This is a genomic window from Sphingomonas sandaracina (assembly GCF_036663695.1).
Taxonomy (GTDB): domain Bacteria; phylum Pseudomonadota; class Alphaproteobacteria; order Sphingomonadales; family Sphingomonadaceae; genus Sphingomonas.
The window spans coordinates 535,095-554,309 of the sequence record NZ_JAXOJK010000003.1 but is presented as its reverse complement, the minus strand read 5'-3'; the positions used below and the strand labels follow the sequence as shown (position 1 = coordinate 554,309).

The window sequence follows — 19,215 nt, the reverse complement described above, 5'->3', positions numbered from 1 at the left end:
CAACCCAGCCTAAACGGACGATGCCAAGGGCCTGCGGGTACTTCTGAATGAACGCAAAAACTTTTCTGTGCCGGACTTCACCAATCTGTACGGTCCCCAATTAGACATTCGCGTGCCCTCCCCCCGCTTCCCAACTTCAGACGCTCATTCATCTCCACGATAACCGCTTTTGGCATTTGATATTCCGTTGTAATTGCCGTGGCTGGGAGGTTAGCGGACGTACTGATGCCGCTTCGTAGCGCCGAAATAAACCACCGGGGCGTAGATGCAGCAATCCAAAAAGGTGATGCCAACCGCAACGCGTCCTGCCCCTGAAATAGATCAACGAGATAACCGGTTACACGGTACGGCATTCACAGTGCGAGCATTTAGTCGGTGAGCAATTGATACGTCATACGCGATCTGCTGCATTGCCACAGCTTGACCAGCCCGGATGGTCCAGCCATGCCACGGTCTCGCCCACAGTAGCGGATCGCAGGGGCATTGTGTGGATACTATCAATAGAAGTCGGCGATTGTTGATGGCCGGTTTGACGGCGTCGTTGACCCTGCTCGCCACCTCCGCAGATGCGCAGGCCAGCCCTCTAGACGATACCGTTCCGCTCTGGCCTAGCAACATTCCGGGCGATCACCGCGCTAGAATTGTTCGCAAGGCACACGATCCTGCAAACCCGGACCAGTTCCTGTTCAATTTAGCACAACCGATGCTGGTGATGAAGCGCCCTGCACGCGCCAACGGGGCGGCGGTGCTGATCATATCGGGTGGCGGCTACGGCTTCCTGTCCTATTACAATGAGGGCGTCGATGAGGGGACGCGGCTCAGCGCTCGCGGCGTCACTTTGGTGCCGGTGGCCAACAGCATCGCGTTAGATACTGCGCCGTTCGCCGCCAAGCGCCCGGCAGCGCTGCACGTATCCGACGAAAGCGACCACGGTTTCGGCATTCGTCCGCCAAAGAGCGCCACCACCTCCGCCTGGCCCGACATCTTTTACGCCTACGGCGTGCGCAAGGGCGTGTTCGCGTGAGGCGTGCGCTACTGGCAATGCTGCTCGGCGTCAGCAGTGCCGCCTTTGCCCAGCGATCGGCAAGCCCGCCCGCGTCGAACGTTTACCAGAACTCGCCCGAGCGGCGGGTGGTCAAGGACAAGGACTGGGGCCCATGGCTCGGGCCGTACCGTACCCGGCTGATGCCCAGCCTGATGCAGGATTTCGGCGAGCGTTATATCTATGCCGACGCCGATCGCGCGCTGCCGCCGCCGAAACCCGGCGAGCGCCGGGTCGTCTTCCTCGGCGACTCGATCACCGATCGCTGGGACTTGGCGGCAAGCTTCCCTGGCAAGCCCTATGTGAACCGCGGCATCGGCAGCCAAGTAACCGCGCAAATGCTCCTACGCTTCCATCAAGACGTCGTCGCGCTGCAGCCGAGCGTGGTGGTGATACTTGCCGGGATCAACGACGTGCAGGGCTTCCTGCAACAGGAGACGCCCGAGCAAATCGAGACCAATTGGGAGGCGATGGCCGATCTTGTCGATCACCACAGCATCAAAGTGGTGTTCGCCTCGCTCTTGCCCGTCAACAATTACACAGACGAGGCCAAGGACGTGCTCAACGAGCGCAACCCCGCCGAGCTGCGCGCGCTCAACGCCTGGCTCAGGCGGTTTTGCGCGACCCGCGGCTATGCCTATGCAGATTATTACGCACGGCTGGTGGACGGATCTGGGCTGCTCGAACGGGGCCTGAGCGACGACGGCGTGCATCCGCTCGCCTCGGGCTATGCGCGAATGGCGCCCGTGGCGGAGGCGGCGATCGCGCGAGCGCTGGGGGAGTCGGCAAACCGTCAGATGTCAGTACGTCCGTCGCTGGAATGACGTAGTAGACCCAGAGGCGAACGTCCGCTGCCGATCAAGGGCGACGAAAGCGCTCGATCGTTCCATAGTCGTGCGGCCGGTTTCAGATCTCACGTCGAACAGGTCTGAACACCGCCCCTATTGAACGGATCAATGCTGTTGCCCCAGCCCCGTGGCCGTCCAGTAAATGCCGCCTAACAGATGCTGTAGATACCGCTCGTCACGATACATCTCGACATTGTGCCCGAGAAGGGTGACGAACACGCGCCCTTTTTCATACTGCTGGAACCATGCCGCTGGATGGTCCACGCCCATTCGTTTGCCGACTTGTCCGGGCCAGATTTTGGTAGGATCGTAGCTCGCCTCGTCCACTTTCAACACAGAGTTTATTGTGATGCGATATGGGTTGTTGGTGACGTAGAATTCGTCGCTCCAAATCCATCGATCGGGCAAGCCAAATGTCGCGGGAAATTTTTTGTCTGCAACGGTGACGACCCCTGTCTGAACCATCGGATGGTTGATGAAGGAGCGGCCGACCAACTTTTCATACCATGGCCAGGCATTCGGTGGGATGATCGCTGCACGGTGCACCACCATAGCATTCCCACCCGAGCGCATATACTGCTCGAAATGGCGGCGCTGAGCCTGGTTCAACTGCTCCGCTGGCGTGTTGAGGAAGAGCACCGCTGCATACTGACGCAGGTCGTCGTCGAACACGGCGGGGTCGCTTGTCCAAGTGATCCCGAACGAGTGGAGCCTCGCCAAACGCTCAAGGTTTTCCCGCGCGACGGGGATATACTCATAATGGTACTTGCTGGGTGCTGCGATCACCAGCAGCTTGAACTGATCCTCTGCAAAGCTTGCGGAGGGCATGAAGACGCACACTAGGGCAGCCAGGATCCGAACTACGGCCTTCATCATGTTCTCCCCTCAATATTTCATGTGCTAGTACAGCAGGGATCGGTTAGCGCCAGTCATACCTTTGTCGGTGAGCGACGCTGGTGTATGCCTGCTCTGCCGACAGCGAGCGGCCTCTCAAGCTGGCGGCATTGTCCCACAGCAGACACCTCCGGTCAGGTAGTTTCGCGGCAAGGCGGCCCGTAGCCGAATACTCGAAGATGGTTTTCGTACGCCCGACTCGAGGCACTTGTTAATCTGCATTTGCGCGTTCATCGCTCTAGAGTAACCGCTCTATACTCAATTTTTGCAACTCGGTCCCGGCGACGCATTAGAACAGGACATACCGATGGTTTATAGTCGCCGTGAGACGTTCGGACTGGCGCTAGCGGGCGGTGCGGTAGCACTTGCTCCGCCTACCCCGTCTGCCGCGGAAGCGCCTAAACCCGATACGTCCGTGCGGCGGTTCAATGAGGATTGGCGGGGTGGGTTCGAAGGGCAGCGTATTGCCGACCTCGGCAACGGACGGTTCCTCAATCCGCTGATCGCCGGAGACCATCCCGATCCCGCCATCCTGAAGGACGGCGCGGACTATTACATGACCTTCTCCAGCTTCGATTCCTATCCGGGGCTGACGATCTGGCACAGCCGCGACCTGGTGAACTGGCAACCGCGCAAAGCGGCGCTGACGAAGAACATCGGCTCGGTCTGGGCGGTTAGCCTGGAGAAACACGACGACCGGTACTTCCTGTACATTCCCGTCAAGGCCAAGCCGAACGCGATCCACGTGATCTGGGCCGACCATATCGACGGCCCCTGGTCCGACCCGATCGACCTCGGGCTGCCGGATCATATCGATCCCTGCCATACGGTCGGCGAGGACGGATCGCGCTGGTTGTTCCTGTCGGGCGGCGACCGCATTCGGCTCGCGGACGACGGTCTGTCGACGGTCGGGAAGGTCGAACATGTCTATGACCCGTGGCGCTATCCCGATACATGGGACGTCGAGGGTTTCAGTCCCGAAGGGCCGAAGATCACCCGTCACGGCGGCTGGTTCTACATGATCACCGCGGTCGGCGGCACCGCCGGACCACCGACCGGACACATGGTGATCGTGGCACGCTCGCGCTCGATCCACGGCCCCTGGACGAACGACCCCGCCAACCCGGTGGTCCGAACCGTCAGCACCGATGAGAAATGGTGGTCGCGTGGCCATGCCAGCCTCGTCGAGGCACCCGACGGCAGCTGGTGGTCGGTCTATCACGGGTTCGAGAACGGCTATTGGACGCTCGGCCGGCAGGCGTTGCTCGACCCGATCCGCTGGACCACCGACGGCTGGTTCGCAATGACCGGCGGGGACCTGTCGAAGCCTCTAGCCAAGCCAAAAGGTGGCGCAGCGCTGCCCCACGGCCAACCGCTTTCGGACGATTTCCGTACCTTGCAACTTGGCAGCAAATGGAATTTCTTCCGACCAGGACCGGACGAACACAACCGAGCCCGAACCGAACGCGGTGCGCTGATCCTGAATGCCAGTGGTACTGCCCCCGTCGACTCATCGCCGCTGATGCTGATCGCCGGAGATCAGGCCTATCGCTTCGAATGCGACGTCGAGATCGCGCTCGGCGGCACCGCAGGACTCGTGCTGTTCTACGACGACAAGCTGTATTGCGGCCTCGGCTTCGACGAACACCATTTTGTCACGCATCAATATGGCAACGAACGCGGGCGGCCGGCCAACCCATACGGACGCCGCATGCGAATCCGCATCGCCAATACCCGCCACATCGTCGCAATTCATACCAGCGGTGATGCCGGCAAGAGCTGGCACCGCTTCGATCGCGGGATGGAAGTATCGGGTTACCACCATAATGTCCGCGGCGGGTTCCTCATGTTGCGCCCCGGCCTGTATTCTGCCGGTAGCGGCGAGGCACGCTTTCGCGATTTCCGGTACGAGGCTCTCTAACCCCGGCGCTTTTCCCTCACCCAAGGCCTTGTGCGCGCGCCCATTCTTCGAACAGTTGCGGCCATAGTGCTGCTGGCTTGCCGACCGCCCTGCTGATGCCGAAGCCATGACCGCCGGTCGCGAACAGATGCGTTTCCACCGCCACGCCAGCCTTGATCGCAGCCGCTCGAAACGCCAGCGTATTGTCGACGGCAACGCTACGGTCGTCTTCGGCGTGAACGAGGAAGCAGGGCGGCGTCGCCGACGTGACGTTCGAGGCGGTCGAATGCGCATGCTCCAAGGCCGGCGTCGGCGAGGCCCCGAGCAACAGCGCGCGCGATCCGGGATGCGCGAGCGGCAATGCCATCGATTGCACCGCATACATCAACGCCGCGACGTCGGGCCGTGCGCTGCCTCGATCAGCAGCGTCGACCGGCGCGTAGGTTGGCTGCGCGAACCTCGTCGCCAGATCACCGCAGACATGGCCGCCGGCCGAGAAGCCCATCGCCGCAATACGATCGGGCTTGATCCCGTATAGGCTGGCCCTTGTGCGGATCAGCCGCATGGCCCGCTGCGCATCGGACAAAGCGACGTCCGGCCCCGCCGCCCAGCCATCGCCGGGCAGCCGATAGAACAGCACGAACACTGTCCAGCCGCGATCCGCCAGCCAGCGTGCGATCTCGTACCCCTCGCGGTCGACGACGATCCTGACATAGCCGCCGCCCGGCATCACCAATATTGCCGATCCGTTCGGCCTGGCCGGGCGAAACACGACCATGCGGGGCCGAGCGATGCCGTGGACGGCGCGATCGGTAGCCGCGGTACCGGTCGCCCGGTTTTCGACGATCTCGGTCGGCAACTGTCGCGGCGCCCCCGGCGCTACGACTGGCCAGAGGTCGATCGTTTCGGCCGGGTCCAGTTGCTTCGGCCCCCGGCCACCGACCTGCGCGGGCGGAGGCGTCTGCGCATCGATGCCGGTCGACAGACTGACCGCCAGCGTTCCCAGGATTGCACTCCGACGATCGATCATACGCTTCGGCCCATCAAAAAAATGGGCGCACTCCGTGAAGAATGCGCGCGAGAAGAGGAGAGACTATGCCCGGCGCGCCTACATCTTGAAGCGTGCGCCGACGAGAAAGGTGCGGCCGAAATGATTATTCTCGTAGTTCCGGTTAGCGTCGAGATCGGTGTACCGGCTGCGATAATTATCGGTCAGGTTGGTCCCTTCAAGCGAGACCTCAAGCGCTGGCGTCAGCTTGTAGCGCATCGACGCATCGACGTTGGTCGTCGCGGCATAGCCCTCGAAAAGGTTGCCCGTGGCCGATGCCCCGTCGATGTACGGGCTGCGATAGCTGATCGATCCGCGTGCGCTGAACTTGGCATCCTCATAATACAGCGTGCCGTTATACGCGCGCTTCGACAGGCCGTAGAGCGTCGCCGAGCGGGTCGTGTTCGGCAGCGCGCCGAGCGTGCCACCGGGTACGACGATGGTCGTCGCCGGACCGCCTTGCGAATAGCCTGCACTTGAATCGACGAACGTCGCGTTGGCCAGCGCGCCGAAGTTGCGCAGGAAGCCTGGCAGGAAGCGGAACGTCGTCTGGAGCGAGATTTCCGCGCCCTTCAACGAGGCACCCGTGCCGTTGATCGGCGAGGTGATCTGCCACAGCTGGCCTTCCGGAGCGCCGGCGGCCGGCGAACTCGCCGGGATCACCGACAGCGGCAGTCCGGTCGACGCAAACGTCCCGCTACGCGTTGCCGAGACCGGGAAGCTCTCGACGTTCTTCTTGAACAGCGCGACCGAGAAGATCGACTGCGGCGCGAAATACCATTCCGCCGAGATATCGAACGCGGTCGCACGGAACGGATCGAGCTGCGGGTTGCCGAACGTCACGCGGTAGTTGAAGCCATCGACCGAACCGCCCGGCGTCAGGCTACCCAGGCTAGGTCTTGTCAGGACCTTGGCGATCGCGCCGCGGATGATGACGTCTTCTGCCGGAAACAGCGCGACGTTGATCGCGGGCAACCAATCGTCGTAACTGCGGCCGACCGTCGCGGGCGTATTGACGGTAACGCCGCCGACGGTCGCCGAGGACAGCCCGGTCGAGCGCTGTTTGGTGTGGACGTAGCGGATGCCCGCGTTGGCGGCGTAGCGAAGCCCGAGTATGTCGCCCTTCACGTCGAATTCGGTGTAGCCACCGGTCACCTGCTCGGAGACGCTGCGGGTGTCCCCCACCAGTACGGTCGCGGGACGGTTATAGAGCCCGGTATACGCCGCCGATGCATCGATGTTCGGGATCAGGAAACTGGTCGTCGTTCCCGACGGCTGGCCCGCCTTCCCGAGGTTGAAGATCTCGCCGAGGTTGCCGGCTGGAAAGCCGTAGACCGCGGTCGGCCCGAACAGGGTGTTCGGCGAACAGGTGAGCGTCCCCAGCACGACATCCTTGCCGCCGGCGTTGGGGCAGACGACCGCGTCGCGCGAGAGGCCCTGCGTGTCGAAGGTGAACTTGCGGTACAGCGCGCCCGCCTTGATCTGGAACCCTTCCGCGACGTCCCATTCGGTTCGCAACTGCGCGGTGCGGAACTTGTTGACCGTTTCCGACGGCCGGTCGCGGATTTCCGCCAACTGGAAGTTCGCCGGATCGGTGACGCTGGTGCCGAAGGTCAGCGTCGGGCGCTTCATGTCGGTATAATCATAGCTATACCCCTGCGCATCGCGGTCGTCGAACACGAAGGTCGTCTCGACCGGGATCGTCGCATCCGACTTCGATATGCCGCCCATCAGCGTGAAGCGCAGCTTGTCGGTGACGTCCTGATCCCAGCTGCCGCCGATCTGGTAGAATTCGGTTTGCGACTTGCGCAGATAATGCTCGGTTCGCACCCAGGCGTCGTTGAGCGTTGCCTTGATCAGATTGTTGTTTGCGTCGATCGTGTAATTGCTGATGTCGATCGACCGCTCGTTGGAGCGCAGCAGGACCTCGCCCCATTTTTCCTCGCGGGTTTCCTTGAACCGGGAATACAGGCCGTCGATCGACACCTTGGTGGCATCGCTCGGCGACCATTGCACGCTGCCGGTGATCCCCAGCCGCTCGCGCTCGTGCCGGACCGAGCCGTAGCGCGGGATGCGCGGATGGAAGGCGAGCGCGGCCGCGGTGCATGCCGTGCTCGGCACATAGACGCCGCCCCGGTTCTGCGTGGTGTAGCAGCGCGTGCCGTCCACCGAGTCGAACGGCCCCTGCGCCCAGCGGACCGTATTGTTGCCGAGTTCGAAATTGTTCGTCTTCGAATAGGCAGCGGATGCCGCGACGCCGAAGCTGCCGTCGGCCGACTTCCACGACAGCAACCCGGCAAGGCGAGGCCCGGTATTCTTGCTCAAGTCATTGTAACTGGCCTGCGCCGAGCCGACCGCGGTGAAGCCGATCTTGCCCCCAAGAGGGTTACCCGTATTCAGGTCGACGACCGCACCAAGCGAACCCTCGTCGAGCGAGGCCTCCGCCGTCTTGTGCACGACGATCGAGTTGAACAGTTCGGACGCGAACACGTTGAAGTCGAACGCACGATCGCGGTTCGAGCTAGCACCATCGGTCGAGGTGGCGACCGTCTCCATGCCGTTGACGCGGACGCGCGTGAACTGCGCACCAAGGCCACGCACCGTGATCGCACGACCTTCGCCGGCGTCGCGCTGGATCGAGATACCGGGAATACGCTGCAGTGATTCGGCGAGGTTCTGATCCGGAAACTTCGCGATATCCTCGGCGACGATCGCATCGACCGCGGCGACCGACTGGCGCTTCACGTTAAGCGCGGCGTCGAGCGATTTGCGGAAACCCGTGACGATGATCTCGGCGGTCTCGCCGTCCGGCGTAACCGTCTCCGGTGCGGTTTGCGGTGCTGTGATGGCGGCCGGATCCGACGCGGTTCCCTGCGGGACGACCGCGGTCTGCGCTGGCGATGGATCGATCTGAGCGGGTGTTCCCGGCGTTCCGCTGTTAGGGATTTGCGCCGCCTGCGCCGACGCGATCGACGGCAGTGCCAGTGCGAGAACCAGACTGCCTGCGGATACGCCGCCGAGCCAGCCCATCCGTCGAATCGCAACCGTTGCTTGAACTTCCATTGCATCCACTCCCCGTCCGGCGATTGCCGATGACACCGGTTGCGCGATCGACAGCCCGTCGTGCGCTTCCGACCTGATCATTTTGGAGAGTTGGACCCGTTATCTACTACGGTGGCACCCGATCCTCTCCCGAAAGGTCAGCTCTTGCTGATCCTTCCACCGTCCCTTGCCTGCCTAGGTAACCGGTGTCAAAATAATGTCGCATGATCGGGGGTGTGTCAACATGCCGTGTCACGCATCGTATCAAGCAGGAGATGCTCCGATGAAATTGTTGCGAACTACCGCTCTTTCCGTCGTGCTCATGCTGTCGGCGTCCGGGCTTGCACAGCAGCCGGCATCGCGACCGATGGTCATCGTCGACGAGGCTGATACGGTACGCCGTGAACCGCCTCCGCATGGTGCGATCGGCTCCAGTACCGCCTATCGAATCAGCGATGCTGTCCCCGGGCGGACGATGGAGTTCCGCAAGCGCATCCTGCATCCCGGCAGCGCGATCGGCCTACACCGGATCGCTCACGACGAGGTCTATTACGTAGTTTCTGGAACGGGCGCGGTCTCGTCCGGCGGTACAACGCAGCCGGTCCAGGCGGGCATCGCCGCCTATCTGTTCGACGGTGAGACGGTCGGCATCCGCCAGACCGGCAGCAAACCGCTCGTGCTAATTATCGCCTATCCGATCCCGCGTTAGGTCCCAGGCTGAATATACGGGACACGGGCGAACAGTTCGCGCTCCCATCTGCGGGGATCGTTCTCAACCCTGGATCGGGCGTCGAAGATCATCGTTGCCCGCTTGGCCCGATCGTACCGCGGCCAGCTTGGTGCGCCGACACGACCGGGATCGCCGGTGGTCGCGAACGCGACGAAACTGTCCTGCATCGCCTTGGACGCCGCCTGCGCATCCGCCGCGGTGCCGGTGTGCGATCCTGCAGCATCCAGCGTACCAAACACGAGCGGGATATCCATCGTGTGGAACGCGCCGCGCCGCGGGTCCGTCCGCGAGGCGAAATCCACCTGGTAGACCCAAGTCGGCGCCCCTGCATCGGCCCGCGCCTCTGCCTCGATCACCTGCCCGCGCCAGCTCCGCCCCGCCGTCGTCGCGCCGTAAAAAACGTCGGTCGGCGACCAGTCCGGATAACGCGCACGGTACTGCGCCACGACCCATTCCGGCATGATGTCGATCTTCAGTTCGGGCGCCATCTGCGCCGCGAGGTTGCTCCAGTCGAGCCCCCTCACCTTCGGGGAGTCCAGCCCGATGAACGCCCGCGTTTCGTCATGCGTGTTGCCGAGCATCATCGGGATGCGATTGCCGAGTGGGTTGGCGTCCGGCCAGAACGGGTGCCGCGTCAGCCACGTCATGTCCAGCACCGGTCCGAAATACACGCCGCCACCCATGATCGGGTCGGTCGCCGACAGCGCGTCCACGAGCTTTTCGACCGGCATGGCGAGCAACGGCGCAAGGTCGGTCTCGGCGACCCCCAGCTTCGCCAGATACGCTCTCGCGCGCGACGTTGCGTTGAGAGGTCCGGACGCCGTTACCTGCTGCCCGCTCATCGTCGCCGCCCGGTGGAACAGGCCGGCCGCGGCGGGCATCCCCATCATCGTCGCGATCTTCGCGCCGCCGCCCGACTGGCCGAACACCATGACGCGGGAGGGATCACCACCGAACGCCGCGATATTGTCGCGCACCCATTTCAACGCGAGGATCAGGTCGAGCTGCCCTACATTGCCGCTGTCGGGAAAGCGTGGATCGAGCCGCGCTAGATACAGATAGCCGAGCGCATTGAGCCGGTGATTGACCGTCACGACAACGACATCGCCACGGGCCGCCAGCGCCTGCCCATCGTTCTGCGGATCGGTGACGCTGCCGTTCGAATAGGCGCCCCCGTGGATGTAGACCATCACCGGTTTCTTTGCGCGGCGGTCGATATCTGCGGTCCAGACGTTGAGGAACAGGCAGTCTTCGGATTGCGGCGCGTAAGGGCCCGACTGTGGACAGACCGGCCCGAAATCTCGCGCCGATCGTGCCTGTCCAGGCATTGCCACGGCTACCGGTGCTTGAAACCGCTCGGCACGGCCGTAGCGTATCCCCTTGAATGCGAGAACGTTTCGGTCCGACGATCCCACGAAATTGCCGGCCGGCGCGCGAACCGCGAGCGACGTCGCCGCGCGGGCGCCAGACGCCAGGATCAGCGCAGCGCCTCCACCCAGAGCACTGCGCCGCGTCCAGCCGTCAGCGACGGACATCGAGCCCGCCCGCCAGATACGCATCGATATCGGCCTGCCGGAACAGGCTTGCATCACCCGGCAGCGAATGCTTGAGCGCGGCGAGCGCGAGGCCGATCCGCGCAACGTTGGCGATATCCTCGCCTGATCGCAACCCGTGCAACACGCCCGCCGCGAATGCGTCGCCGCCGCCGATCCGATCGACGATGCCGGCCAACACGACCTCGTCGGTCTGGACATGCGTCGCGCGCGTGTCGATCCGTGCCGACAGCCGGTGGAGATCGACATGCTCGACGTGCCGCGCGGTCGACGCGATCGTCTGCAGCCGCGGAAACGCTTCGAATGCCGCCTCGGCCGCGTCGCGTCGCCGATCCTCCGCATCCCCCGAAAAGTCGCGGCCAAGCAGGAGCGCGATATCGCGGTGGTTGCCGAACATCAGATCCGCATGCGCGACAATTTGCGTGAGAATTGTGCGTGGGTCCGAATCCCAACGCTCCCACAGCTTGCCACGCCAATTACCGTCGAACGACACGGGAATGCCGCGCCGGGTGGCCGCCTCTACGGCGGCGAGCGCGCCCTCCGCCGGCACTGGCCCGAGTGCCGGGGTGATGCCGGACAGGTGGAAGCGGTCGACGCCTGCCAGCAGCGTATCCCAGTTCCACGCGCTAGCCGGCGCCTCGGCAAACGAAGACCAAGCGCGATCGTAGACCACTTCGGTCGCGCGCAGGCCCGCGCCCGAGGTAACGAAATACAGCCCCATCCGCTCGCCGCCGAATGCGATGGTCGAAGTTTCAACCCCGTGACCGCGCAGCGTCGTAATCGCCGCACGTCCCAGGTCGTTGTCGGGCACCATCGTCGCCATGCCGACATCGTGACCGAGCCTTGCCAGCTGCGTGACGACGTTCGCCTCGGCACCGGCAACCCAGACGTCGAGCTTGGGCGTCTGCAACAGCAACTCGCGCCCCGGCGGTGAAAGCCGCAGCATGATTTCGCCAAACGCCAGGAATTTGCTCATATCGCCCTCTCTAGTTCCTCCCCGGCACGGGGAGGGGGACCGCCGCCGAAGGCGGGGGTGGAGGGGGGCTTCCACGACCGCTACGCCCGTGGAGCCCCCCCTCCGTCAGCCTGCGACTGCCACCTCCCCGTGCCGAGGAGGTTTATCGCGCCAGCCAGCCGCCATCGACTGCCAGGATGTGCCCCTGGACATACTTCGCCGCCGCCGACGACAGGAACACCGCCGCGCCGCCGAGATCGCTCGGATCGCCCCACGCGCCAGCCGGAATGCGGTCCATGATCGACTTGTTGCGCACTTCGTCGGCCTGCAACGCGGCCGTGTTGTTGGTCGAGATATAGCCCGGCGCGATCGCATTGACGTTGATGCCCTTGCTCGCCCACTCGTTGGCCAGCAGCTTGGTGAGGCCGCCAATCCCCGACTTGGACGCGGTATAGCTTGGCACGCGAATGCCGCCCTGGAACGTCAGCATCGACGCAATGTTGACGATCTTGCCCGAGCCCTGTGCGATCATGTGGCGGCCTGCCGCCTGACACAGGAAGAACACCGACTTCAGGTTGGTGTCGATCACCGCATCCCAGTCGTCTTCGGTGAAATCCACCGCATCGGCGCGGCGGATGATGCCGGCATTGTTGATCAGGATGTCGAGCCCGCCAAGCGTGGCCAGCGTCTCGTCGACGACACGCTGGACCGGCTCGATCGTCGACAGGTCGGCGGACACGATCGCCGCCTTGCGCCCGATCGCACGGATCTGCGCGACGGTATCCTCGGCAGGCGTGCGACCGACGCAGGCGACGTCCGCGCCGGCGGTCGCAAGCGCAATGGCGATCGCCTGGCCGATGCCGGTGTTGGCGCCGGTGACGATGGCGACCTTGCCGGTCAGGTCGAACGGGCCAGATATGGAAGGAGTGGTCATGCTCTTCTCCTCCCCTCCCGTAGGCGGGAGGGGCCGGGGGTGGGCTCGCGCTTTCCTCACGCGGGTCGGTGGTGGTGAGCGCGTGCCCACCCCCTGCCCCTCCCGCAAGCGGGAAGGGGAACGGCGGACCTCAGGCCAACTGGCAGATATCCAGCACGTTCATATCGGTATAGTCCTGGTTCTCGCCCGCCATTGCCCAGATGAAGGCGTACGCCTTGGTGCCCGAGCCCATGTGGATCGACCAGGGCGGGCTGATCACCGCCTCCTCGTTTGCCATCACGATGTGACGGGTCGCCTCCCCTTCGCCCATGTAATGAAACACGCGATCCTTCTCGAGATCGTCGAGTTCGAAGTAGAAATAGATCTCGCTGCGACGCTCGTGGATGTGCGGCGGCATCGTGTTCCAGACCGAGCCGGGCTTCAACACGGTCAGGCCCATGACCAGCTGCGCGCTGTCGCAGATGCCGGGGATGACCATCTGGTAGATCGTCCGCTCGTTCGACTCCTCCAGCGACCCGCGCTCCAGCGTCGTCGCATCGCCGACCGAGATCACGCGCGTCGTGAACGCCTTGTGGGCCGGGCACGACGCCAGATAGAAGCGCGCGCCGTCGCCCGAGAACTGGACGTCCTTGGCGCCCATCGTCACGTACAGGCAGTCCTTGTTGCCGAGCGTGAACGTCTCGCCGTCGACCGTGACGGTGCCACTGGCCTTGCCGACGTTGACGACCGCGAGTTCGCGACGCTCCAGGAACGGATGACCCGCCGCCGATGCCGGCTCGGCCTGGTCGGGGAGCTTTACGCTACCGCTGGCGACTGCGACGCCGCCGATCACGAAACGCTCGGCATGCGTGTAGTTGAGTACGCATTCGCCGTCGCGAAACAGGTCCTGAATCAGGTAACGATCGCGAAGCTCGTCGTTGGAGACGCACTCCATCATATCGGGATGCGTGGCGTAGTAGGTGCGTTCGTACATAAAATGCTCCGTTCAGGCCGCTTGCGCAGCAAAAAAAGGTTCGTCGATACGGTAGGCGCGGCGGACTAGGCCGCTGGTCAACTCATGCGCGAGGTCCGCGGCTTCCCACTCGGCCAGGCGATGCTCGGCGACCAGTTGCGCAAGAAATCCGCAGTCAATCCGCCGTGCGACGTCGTGTCGCGCCGGGATTGAGAGGAACGCCCGCGTGTCGTCGTTGAAGCCGACGGTGTTGTAGAAGCCGGCGGTCTCGGTCGTCGTCTCGCGGAACCGGCGCATGCCCTCGGGACTGTCGTGGAACCACCAGGACGGCCCCAGCTTGAGACACGGATAATGCCCTGCGAGCGGCGCCAACTCCCGGGCATACGAACTCTCGTCGAGCGTAAAGAGGATGATCGACAGCTCGGTCGAGGTGCCGAACCTGCCGAGCAGCGGCTTCAACGCATTGACGTAATCGGTCCGCGTCGGGATATCCGCACCCTTGTCGCCACCATGGCTCGCGAACAGCCCGGCATTGTGGTTGCGTGACGATCCGGCGTGAATCTGCATCACCATGCCGTCCTCGACCGACATCGCCGCCATCCCGGTCAGCATCTGAGCGCGGAAGAGTTCGGCGTCCGACGGCGTCCAATCGCCGCGCGTCACCTTGGCGAACAGCGCGCCCGCCTCGACGTTGGACAGGTTGGCGGTCGCGGCGGTCGGGTGCCCATGGTCGGTCGCGGTCGCTCCTGCCGCACGGAAGTCCGCGCGGCGCTTGCGGTGCGCGGCCAGATAGCCCTTCCAGTCGTACACGTCCTCACCGGTCAGTTCGGCAAAACGCGCCATTGCCGGTTTGAACGTCTCATGCTCGACGTCGATGACGCCGTCCGGGCGATAAGTGGTGACGACGCATCCGTTCCAGCCCGACTGGCGAATCCGCCGATGCGCAGCGAGATCGTCATGCGCGCCTTCGGTCGTCGCGAGGAACTCGATCCCGAACCGGTTGAACAGTGCGCGAGGACGGAACGCTTCGGACGCCAGCTTCTCTCCGATAATGTCGAAATACTGGTCCGCAGTCGACGCTTCGAGCGCGACGTCGATCCCGAACACGTCGGCGAACACATGATCGAGCCATAGCCGCGACGGCGTGCCACGGAACAGCGGGTAATGCTCGGCGAACAGCTTCCAAGCCGCGCGGGGGTCGGTCGCGGGCGTACCATCCCGCCGAGGGATCGCCAGCGCATCGAGATCGCCGCCGTGGCTGTAGAGCATGCGGTAGAGATAATGGTCGGGCGCGACCAGCAAGGAAGTCGCGTCGGTCCAGTTGGCGTTGTCCGCGAACCAGCTAGGATCGGTATGGCCATGCGGGCTGACGATCGGCAACGCCGCCACTTCGGCGTATAGCGCCCGCGCACTCGCACGCGTCGCCGGTTCCGCCGGAAAAAGGCGGTCCGGATGCAGTTCCAGAGCTTTTGCCACCGTCCATCCTCCTTGCCGCTTCGCGCGATCCTAGGTCGACCTGGTAACCGGTGTCATCAAATCGCGCAACGTGATTTCTGCCGATCAGCTTACGGCTCTCCGTCGGACGGTGGCGAAACCGACGCGCGCCGGATCAGGGTCGACAGGAACAGCGATGGCTCCTCGACCAGATCGCTGCCATCATCGACGCCGGCGATCAACTTCAACGCGGCCGAGCGGGCCATCGACGCGATCGGCCAGCGCACCGTGGTCAGCGGTGGCCAGACATGCGCGGCGATCGGCGTATCATCGAAGCCGATGATCGAGAGGTCGCGCGGAATGTCGAGCCCGCGTTGCCGCGCCGCATGGATGATCCCAGCCGCCATCTCGTCGTTGGACGAGAAGATCGCGGTCGGTCGTGGCATCACGTCCAGCAACCGCTCCGCCGCGACCAACCCCGACTCGAACGTGTAGTTGCCGTCCGCTATCATGCTGCGTGGCAAGGCGATCCCCGCCGCGGCCAAGGCATCCTCGAACCCGAGACGCCGCTCGCGCGCCGATCGGAATCCGTGTGGTCCCGCAACCAGTCCGATCCGGCGATGGCCTTGCTCGATCAAATATTCGGTCGCGGTCCGCACCGCCTCGCGGTCGTTCGACGCGACCATATGCTCGGTATCGTCGATCACCGCGGAGCCCATGCGGACGTAGCGACAGCCGATCGAATCGCAGAGCTTGGCGACCGAATCATTCTCACTGACCGGTGGCATCAACAGCACGCCGAACAACCGCTGCCGCTCGAGAAAATGCCGAAGGTCGTCGAGCATCGTCGCAGAGCCTCGATCGAGCGGGCGTACCACCATCTCGAACTCGGTGCCCTGCAACGCCTCCAGCATACCCTGCTGCACGTTCAGCACGGTCTGCGCATTGGGATTGTCGTGGACCAGCCCGATCAGGAAATTCCGCCGAAGCGCCAGCGCCCGCGCCTGTGGATTGGGAATATAGCCGAGTTCGCCGATCACATCCTCGACGCGCTTGCGCGTATCGTCGTTGAGCAGCGGCGATCGGTTGATTACCCGGCTCACCGTCTTCTTGGAGACCCCGGCGATCCGGGCAACGTCGTTGATCGTCGGCTGACCGGTCTTTTGCATTACAACGGCATAGCCGGACCCGACCGAGCCGTCTTGCGGAAAAGTCTTGGCAGCCGCATCATGCTGATACGGGTTACCAATGCAAGAGGTTCGAGGGTGAAGGCTCTGAAGATCGATCCGCGCGACGGCGTGGCGATACTACTGACGATGCGATGGCAGGCGAGATTGCTACGATTGGCGACGGGGCGCTGCCGCCGACCGTCGATATAGGGCGCGGCCACAAGGTTGCACTTGCACTGATCGCCGCGGGCGATCACGTCGTGAAATACGGCTTGCCGATCGGTACTGCGACGCAGGCGATCGCAGGCTGGCAATACATACCCCGCGGATATCATCACACACTTGACTGGGGAAGGCCTTGGCATTCCTCGCGAAGTGCATGGGGATGCTGCGTTAATGGTCGCGCTCGGCCGCCCCGGGACCGATACCCCTGACGAACATAGACCCTCGCTGGTCGCTCACCAAGCTTGGACGCTTGCCAATGACACCGGTTTCCCATACACTTTGGCAAAATAGAATTGAGATTATAGGAGGGGTTCTTGGCGGCACAGCCGAACACGACCGACAACACGACACGGATCGCCAGGACCTTCGTGGAGGCGCGCCGAGAGGGTCATGCCGTTCCCGAATTCCCCGGGGACGTGCCGGTCACTCTAGACCAGGGCTATGCCGTGCAGGATACCGCGTTGCTGCTCGCGGACGGCCTCGTCGCGGGTTGGAAGGTCGGCCGGATCAACCCGCCACTCGACGGCATCGACCGATTGACGGGACCGATCTTCGCCGATCAGGTCGTCACGGCCAGCGCCGATCCCGTTGCGATGCCCGTGTTCGCGCAAGGATTTGCCGCCGCGGAGGCCGAGTTCCTGCTCAGGATCGGCTTTGCGCCCGACCCCGCCAAGTCGACCTACACGATCGACGAAGCCCGAGCGGTGATCGACGCGGTGCATGTCGGGATCGAGATCGCGAGTTCACCCTTCCCCGGAATCAACGCACTAGGGCCCACCGTCACGGTGTCCGATTTCGGCAACAACAATGGGCTAGTCGTTGGTGCGGATGCCGAAGGATGGCGCGATGCAGACATCAACGACTGGCCGGTCGAACTGTGGATCAATGACACGTTGATCGGTGCCGCGACGAGTGCGACGATGCTTGATGGACCGTTCGGTGCGGTCCGCTATCTGCTCGAACACATGGCGGTGCGCGGTATCGCGTTGTCGTCGGGACAATGGGTTTCGACGGGCGCGGTCACCGGCGTCCATGTCGTCGAAATAGGCGACCGGGTCGAGGCACGCTTCGACGGACGGTTCGCCGTCCACTGCACCATCAAGGCCCGCTAGAGGCTGATTTCAGGAGAGAGGCCAATGGCGAGCACGAACATGCCAGAGGTGGGAGCGAACGCCGGAGTCGGGCCGGCGATCGGCGATGCTGGCGTAGGTGGCAAGATCGGTCGGTATCGCTGGTTGATCTGCAGCCTGTTGTTCGCCGCCACCGCGATCAACTACGTCGACCGCCAGATGATAGGCGTGCTGAAACCGACCATCTCGGCCGAACTCGGCTGGAACGAGACGACCTATGCCGACGTCATCTTCTGGTTCCAGGCCGCCTATGCGATCGGGTATCTGAGTTTCGGCCGGATCGTCGACGTGCTGGGCGCGCGGATCGGCTATTCGGTGGCTTTCGTGATTTGGACACTCGGCCACACGCTGTGCGGATTCGCCGGCAACGCATTCCAGTTCTCGGCGGCGCGCGTCGTACTTGGCCTAGGCGAGGCTGGAAATTTCCCCGCAGGCATCAAGGCGGTCTCGGAGTGGTTCCCCGCCAAGGAGCGCGCGTTCGCGACCGGGGTGTTCAACGCAGGCGCCAATATCGGCGCGGTGATCACGCCGCTGATCGTCCCGATCATCACGATCGCGTTCGGCTGGCGAATGGCGTTCATCATCACTGGCGTAATCAGCCTGATCTGGCTCGTCGCCTGGATCGCGATCTATCGTCGTCCACGCGAAGTGGCGAAGCTATCGCCGGCCGAGCTTGCGCATATCGAGAGCGATCCGGCGGACCCAGCCAAGAAGATCGGCTGGCTCAAGCTGCTCGGCTACCGCGAGACCTGGGCCTACGCGCTCGGCAAGTTCCTGATCGATCCGATCTGGTGGCTCTTCCTGTTCTGGACCCCCGATTTTCTCGCCAAGACCTATCATCTCGATCTCAAGAGCTTCGGCCCACCGCTGGTCGCGATCTATCTGCTGTCCGATGTCGGCAGCGTCGCGGGGGGCTGGTCGTCGTCGAAGCTGATGAAGCGCGGCTATTCCGCTAATTTCGCGCGCAAGGTCACGATGCTGGCCTGTGCGTTCCTGGTGATGCCGATCTTCTTCGCGCAATATGTCGATAATCTCTGGCTCGCGGTCGGTATCGTCGGGCTTGCGACGGCGGCGCACCAGGCATTCTCGGCAAACCTTTACACCATTCCGTCGGACATGTTTCCGCGCGGCGCGGTCGGGTCGGTTGTGGGTATCGGCGGCACGGTCGGCGCGATCGGCGGTATGATGATGGCCAAGTTCACTGGCTATGTCCTGCAGACCACAGGGAGCTACACGCTTATCTTCGCGGTCGCCGGCAGCACCTACCTGATCGCGATCACCGTCGTCCATCTGCTGTCGCCGCGCCTGGCGAGAGTGGACGCGGGCTGAAACTCCCCCGTCACCCCGGACTTGTTCCGG

16 protein-coding genes are annotated in these 19,215 nt (G+C 63.6%); 7 read left to right on the top strand and 9 right to left on the bottom strand.

The features are described from left to right. Positions 1-520 precede the first annotated feature (520 nt). Together U1707_RS12045 and U1707_RS12040 are read left to right on the top strand one after the other, a co-directional pair. On the top strand, positions 521-1,024 hold the full coding sequence (locus tag U1707_RS12045; protein ID WP_332800295.1) for a hypothetical protein: 504 nt from the start codon (positions 521-523) through the stop codon (positions 1,022-1,024). Next, positions 1,021-1,866 (top strand): GDSL-type esterase/lipase family protein, encoded by an 846-nt coding sequence (locus tag U1707_RS12040; protein WP_332800294.1) that lies wholly within the window; start codon positions 1,021-1,023, stop codon positions 1,864-1,866. Before U1707_RS12045 ends, U1707_RS12040 begins: the two co-directional genes overlap by 4 nt. Positions 1,867-1,995: 129 nt before the next feature. Here the strand turns inward: U1707_RS12040 and U1707_RS12035 are convergent, their stop codons facing one another. Then, entirely contained in the window at positions 1,996-2,766 is a 771-nt protein-coding gene (locus tag U1707_RS12035) for a ThuA domain-containing protein (RefSeq protein WP_332800293.1), read from the bottom strand. 325 nt (positions 2,767-3,091) lie between these two features. Here U1707_RS12035 and U1707_RS12030 point away from each other — a divergent pair, with 325 nt between their 5' ends. Further along, the gene (locus U1707_RS12030) at positions 3,092-4,705 is read left to right on the top strand and encodes a family 43 glycosylhydrolase (protein WP_332800292.1); all 1,614 of its coding nucleotides are present in this window, start codon (positions 3,092-3,094) and stop codon (positions 4,703-4,705) included. A gap of 16 nt (positions 4,706-4,721) precedes the next feature. Here the strand turns inward: U1707_RS12030 and U1707_RS12025 are convergent, their stop codons facing one another. Continuing rightward, on the bottom strand, positions 4,722-5,714 hold the full coding sequence (locus U1707_RS12025; protein WP_332800291.1) for an alpha/beta hydrolase: 993 nt from the start codon (positions 5,712-5,714) through the stop codon (positions 4,722-4,724). Between the two features lie 78 nt (positions 5,715-5,792). Then, positions 5,793-8,795: a TonB-dependent receptor gene (locus tag U1707_RS12020; protein ID WP_332800290.1), complete on the bottom strand. Its 3,003-nt coding sequence runs from the start codon at positions 8,793-8,795 to the stop codon at positions 5,793-5,795. Between the two features lie 262 nt (positions 8,796-9,057). On the opposite strand from U1707_RS12020, the gene U1707_RS12015 reads away from it, so the two are divergent. Further along, the gene (locus U1707_RS12015) at positions 9,058-9,483 is read left to right on the top strand and encodes a cupin domain-containing protein (RefSeq protein ID WP_332800289.1); all 426 of its coding nucleotides are present in this window, start codon (positions 9,058-9,060) and stop codon (positions 9,481-9,483) included. Here U1707_RS12015 and U1707_RS12010 read toward each other — a convergent pair. The 6 genes from U1707_RS12010 to U1707_RS11985 all read right to left on the bottom strand — a co-directional run bounded on the left by U1707_RS12010 (position 9,480) and on the right by U1707_RS11985 (position 16,501). Further along, a complete protein-coding gene (locus tag U1707_RS12010; protein WP_332800288.1) occupies positions 9,480-11,039 on the bottom strand; it encodes a carboxylesterase/lipase family protein in 1,560 nt (519 codons plus the stop codon). The two genes, U1707_RS12015 and U1707_RS12010, sit on opposite strands and share 4 nt — an antisense overlap. Continuing rightward, positions 11,026-12,033, bottom strand: coding sequence for a sugar kinase (locus U1707_RS12005; RefSeq protein WP_332800287.1), 1,008 nt, complete (start codon positions 12,031-12,033; stop codon positions 11,026-11,028). The genes U1707_RS12010 and U1707_RS12005 overlap by 14 nt, the downstream gene beginning before the upstream one ends. A gap of 142 nt (positions 12,034-12,175) precedes the next feature. Beyond that, complete coding sequence (gene kduD, locus U1707_RS12000; RefSeq protein WP_332800502.1) at positions 12,176-12,931, bottom strand: 2-dehydro-3-deoxy-D-gluconate 5-dehydrogenase KduD; 756 nt, start codon at positions 12,929-12,931, stop codon at positions 12,176-12,178. A 145-nt stretch (positions 12,932-13,076) separates the two neighbouring features. After that, the gene (gene kduI, locus U1707_RS11995) at positions 13,077-13,919 is read right to left on the bottom strand and encodes a 5-dehydro-4-deoxy-D-glucuronate isomerase (RefSeq protein ID WP_332800286.1); all 843 of its coding nucleotides are present in this window, start codon (positions 13,917-13,919) and stop codon (positions 13,077-13,079) included. A 12-nt stretch (positions 13,920-13,931) separates the two neighbouring features. Further along, entirely contained in the window at positions 13,932-15,374 is a 1,443-nt protein-coding gene (gene uxaC / locus U1707_RS11990; RefSeq protein WP_332800285.1) for a glucuronate isomerase, read from the bottom strand. 89 nt (positions 15,375-15,463) lie between these two features. Then, positions 15,464-16,501, bottom strand: a complete 1,038-nt coding sequence (locus U1707_RS11985) for a LacI family DNA-binding transcriptional regulator (protein ID WP_332800284.1) — start codon at positions 16,499-16,501, stop codon at positions 15,464-15,466. 152 nt (positions 16,502-16,653) lie between these two features. Between U1707_RS11985 and U1707_RS19110 the strand changes: the two genes are divergently transcribed. The 3 genes from U1707_RS19110 (at position 16,654) to U1707_RS11975 (ending at position 19,185) form a co-directional block, all read left to right on the top strand. Further along, complete coding sequence (locus U1707_RS19110) at positions 16,654-16,935, top strand: hypothetical protein (protein WP_503676858.1); 282 nt, start codon at positions 16,654-16,656, stop codon at positions 16,933-16,935. Positions 16,936-17,040: 105 nt separating this feature from the next. Next, positions 17,041-17,838 (top strand): 2-keto-4-pentenoate hydratase, encoded by a 798-nt coding sequence (locus U1707_RS11980; RefSeq protein WP_332800283.1) that lies wholly within the window; start codon positions 17,041-17,043, stop codon positions 17,836-17,838. Positions 17,839-17,877: 39 nt separating this feature from the next. Further along, a complete protein-coding gene (locus U1707_RS11975; protein ID WP_443025691.1) occupies positions 17,878-19,185 on the top strand; it encodes an MFS transporter in 1,308 nt (435 codons plus the stop codon). Positions 19,186-19,215: the final 30 nt, after the last annotated feature.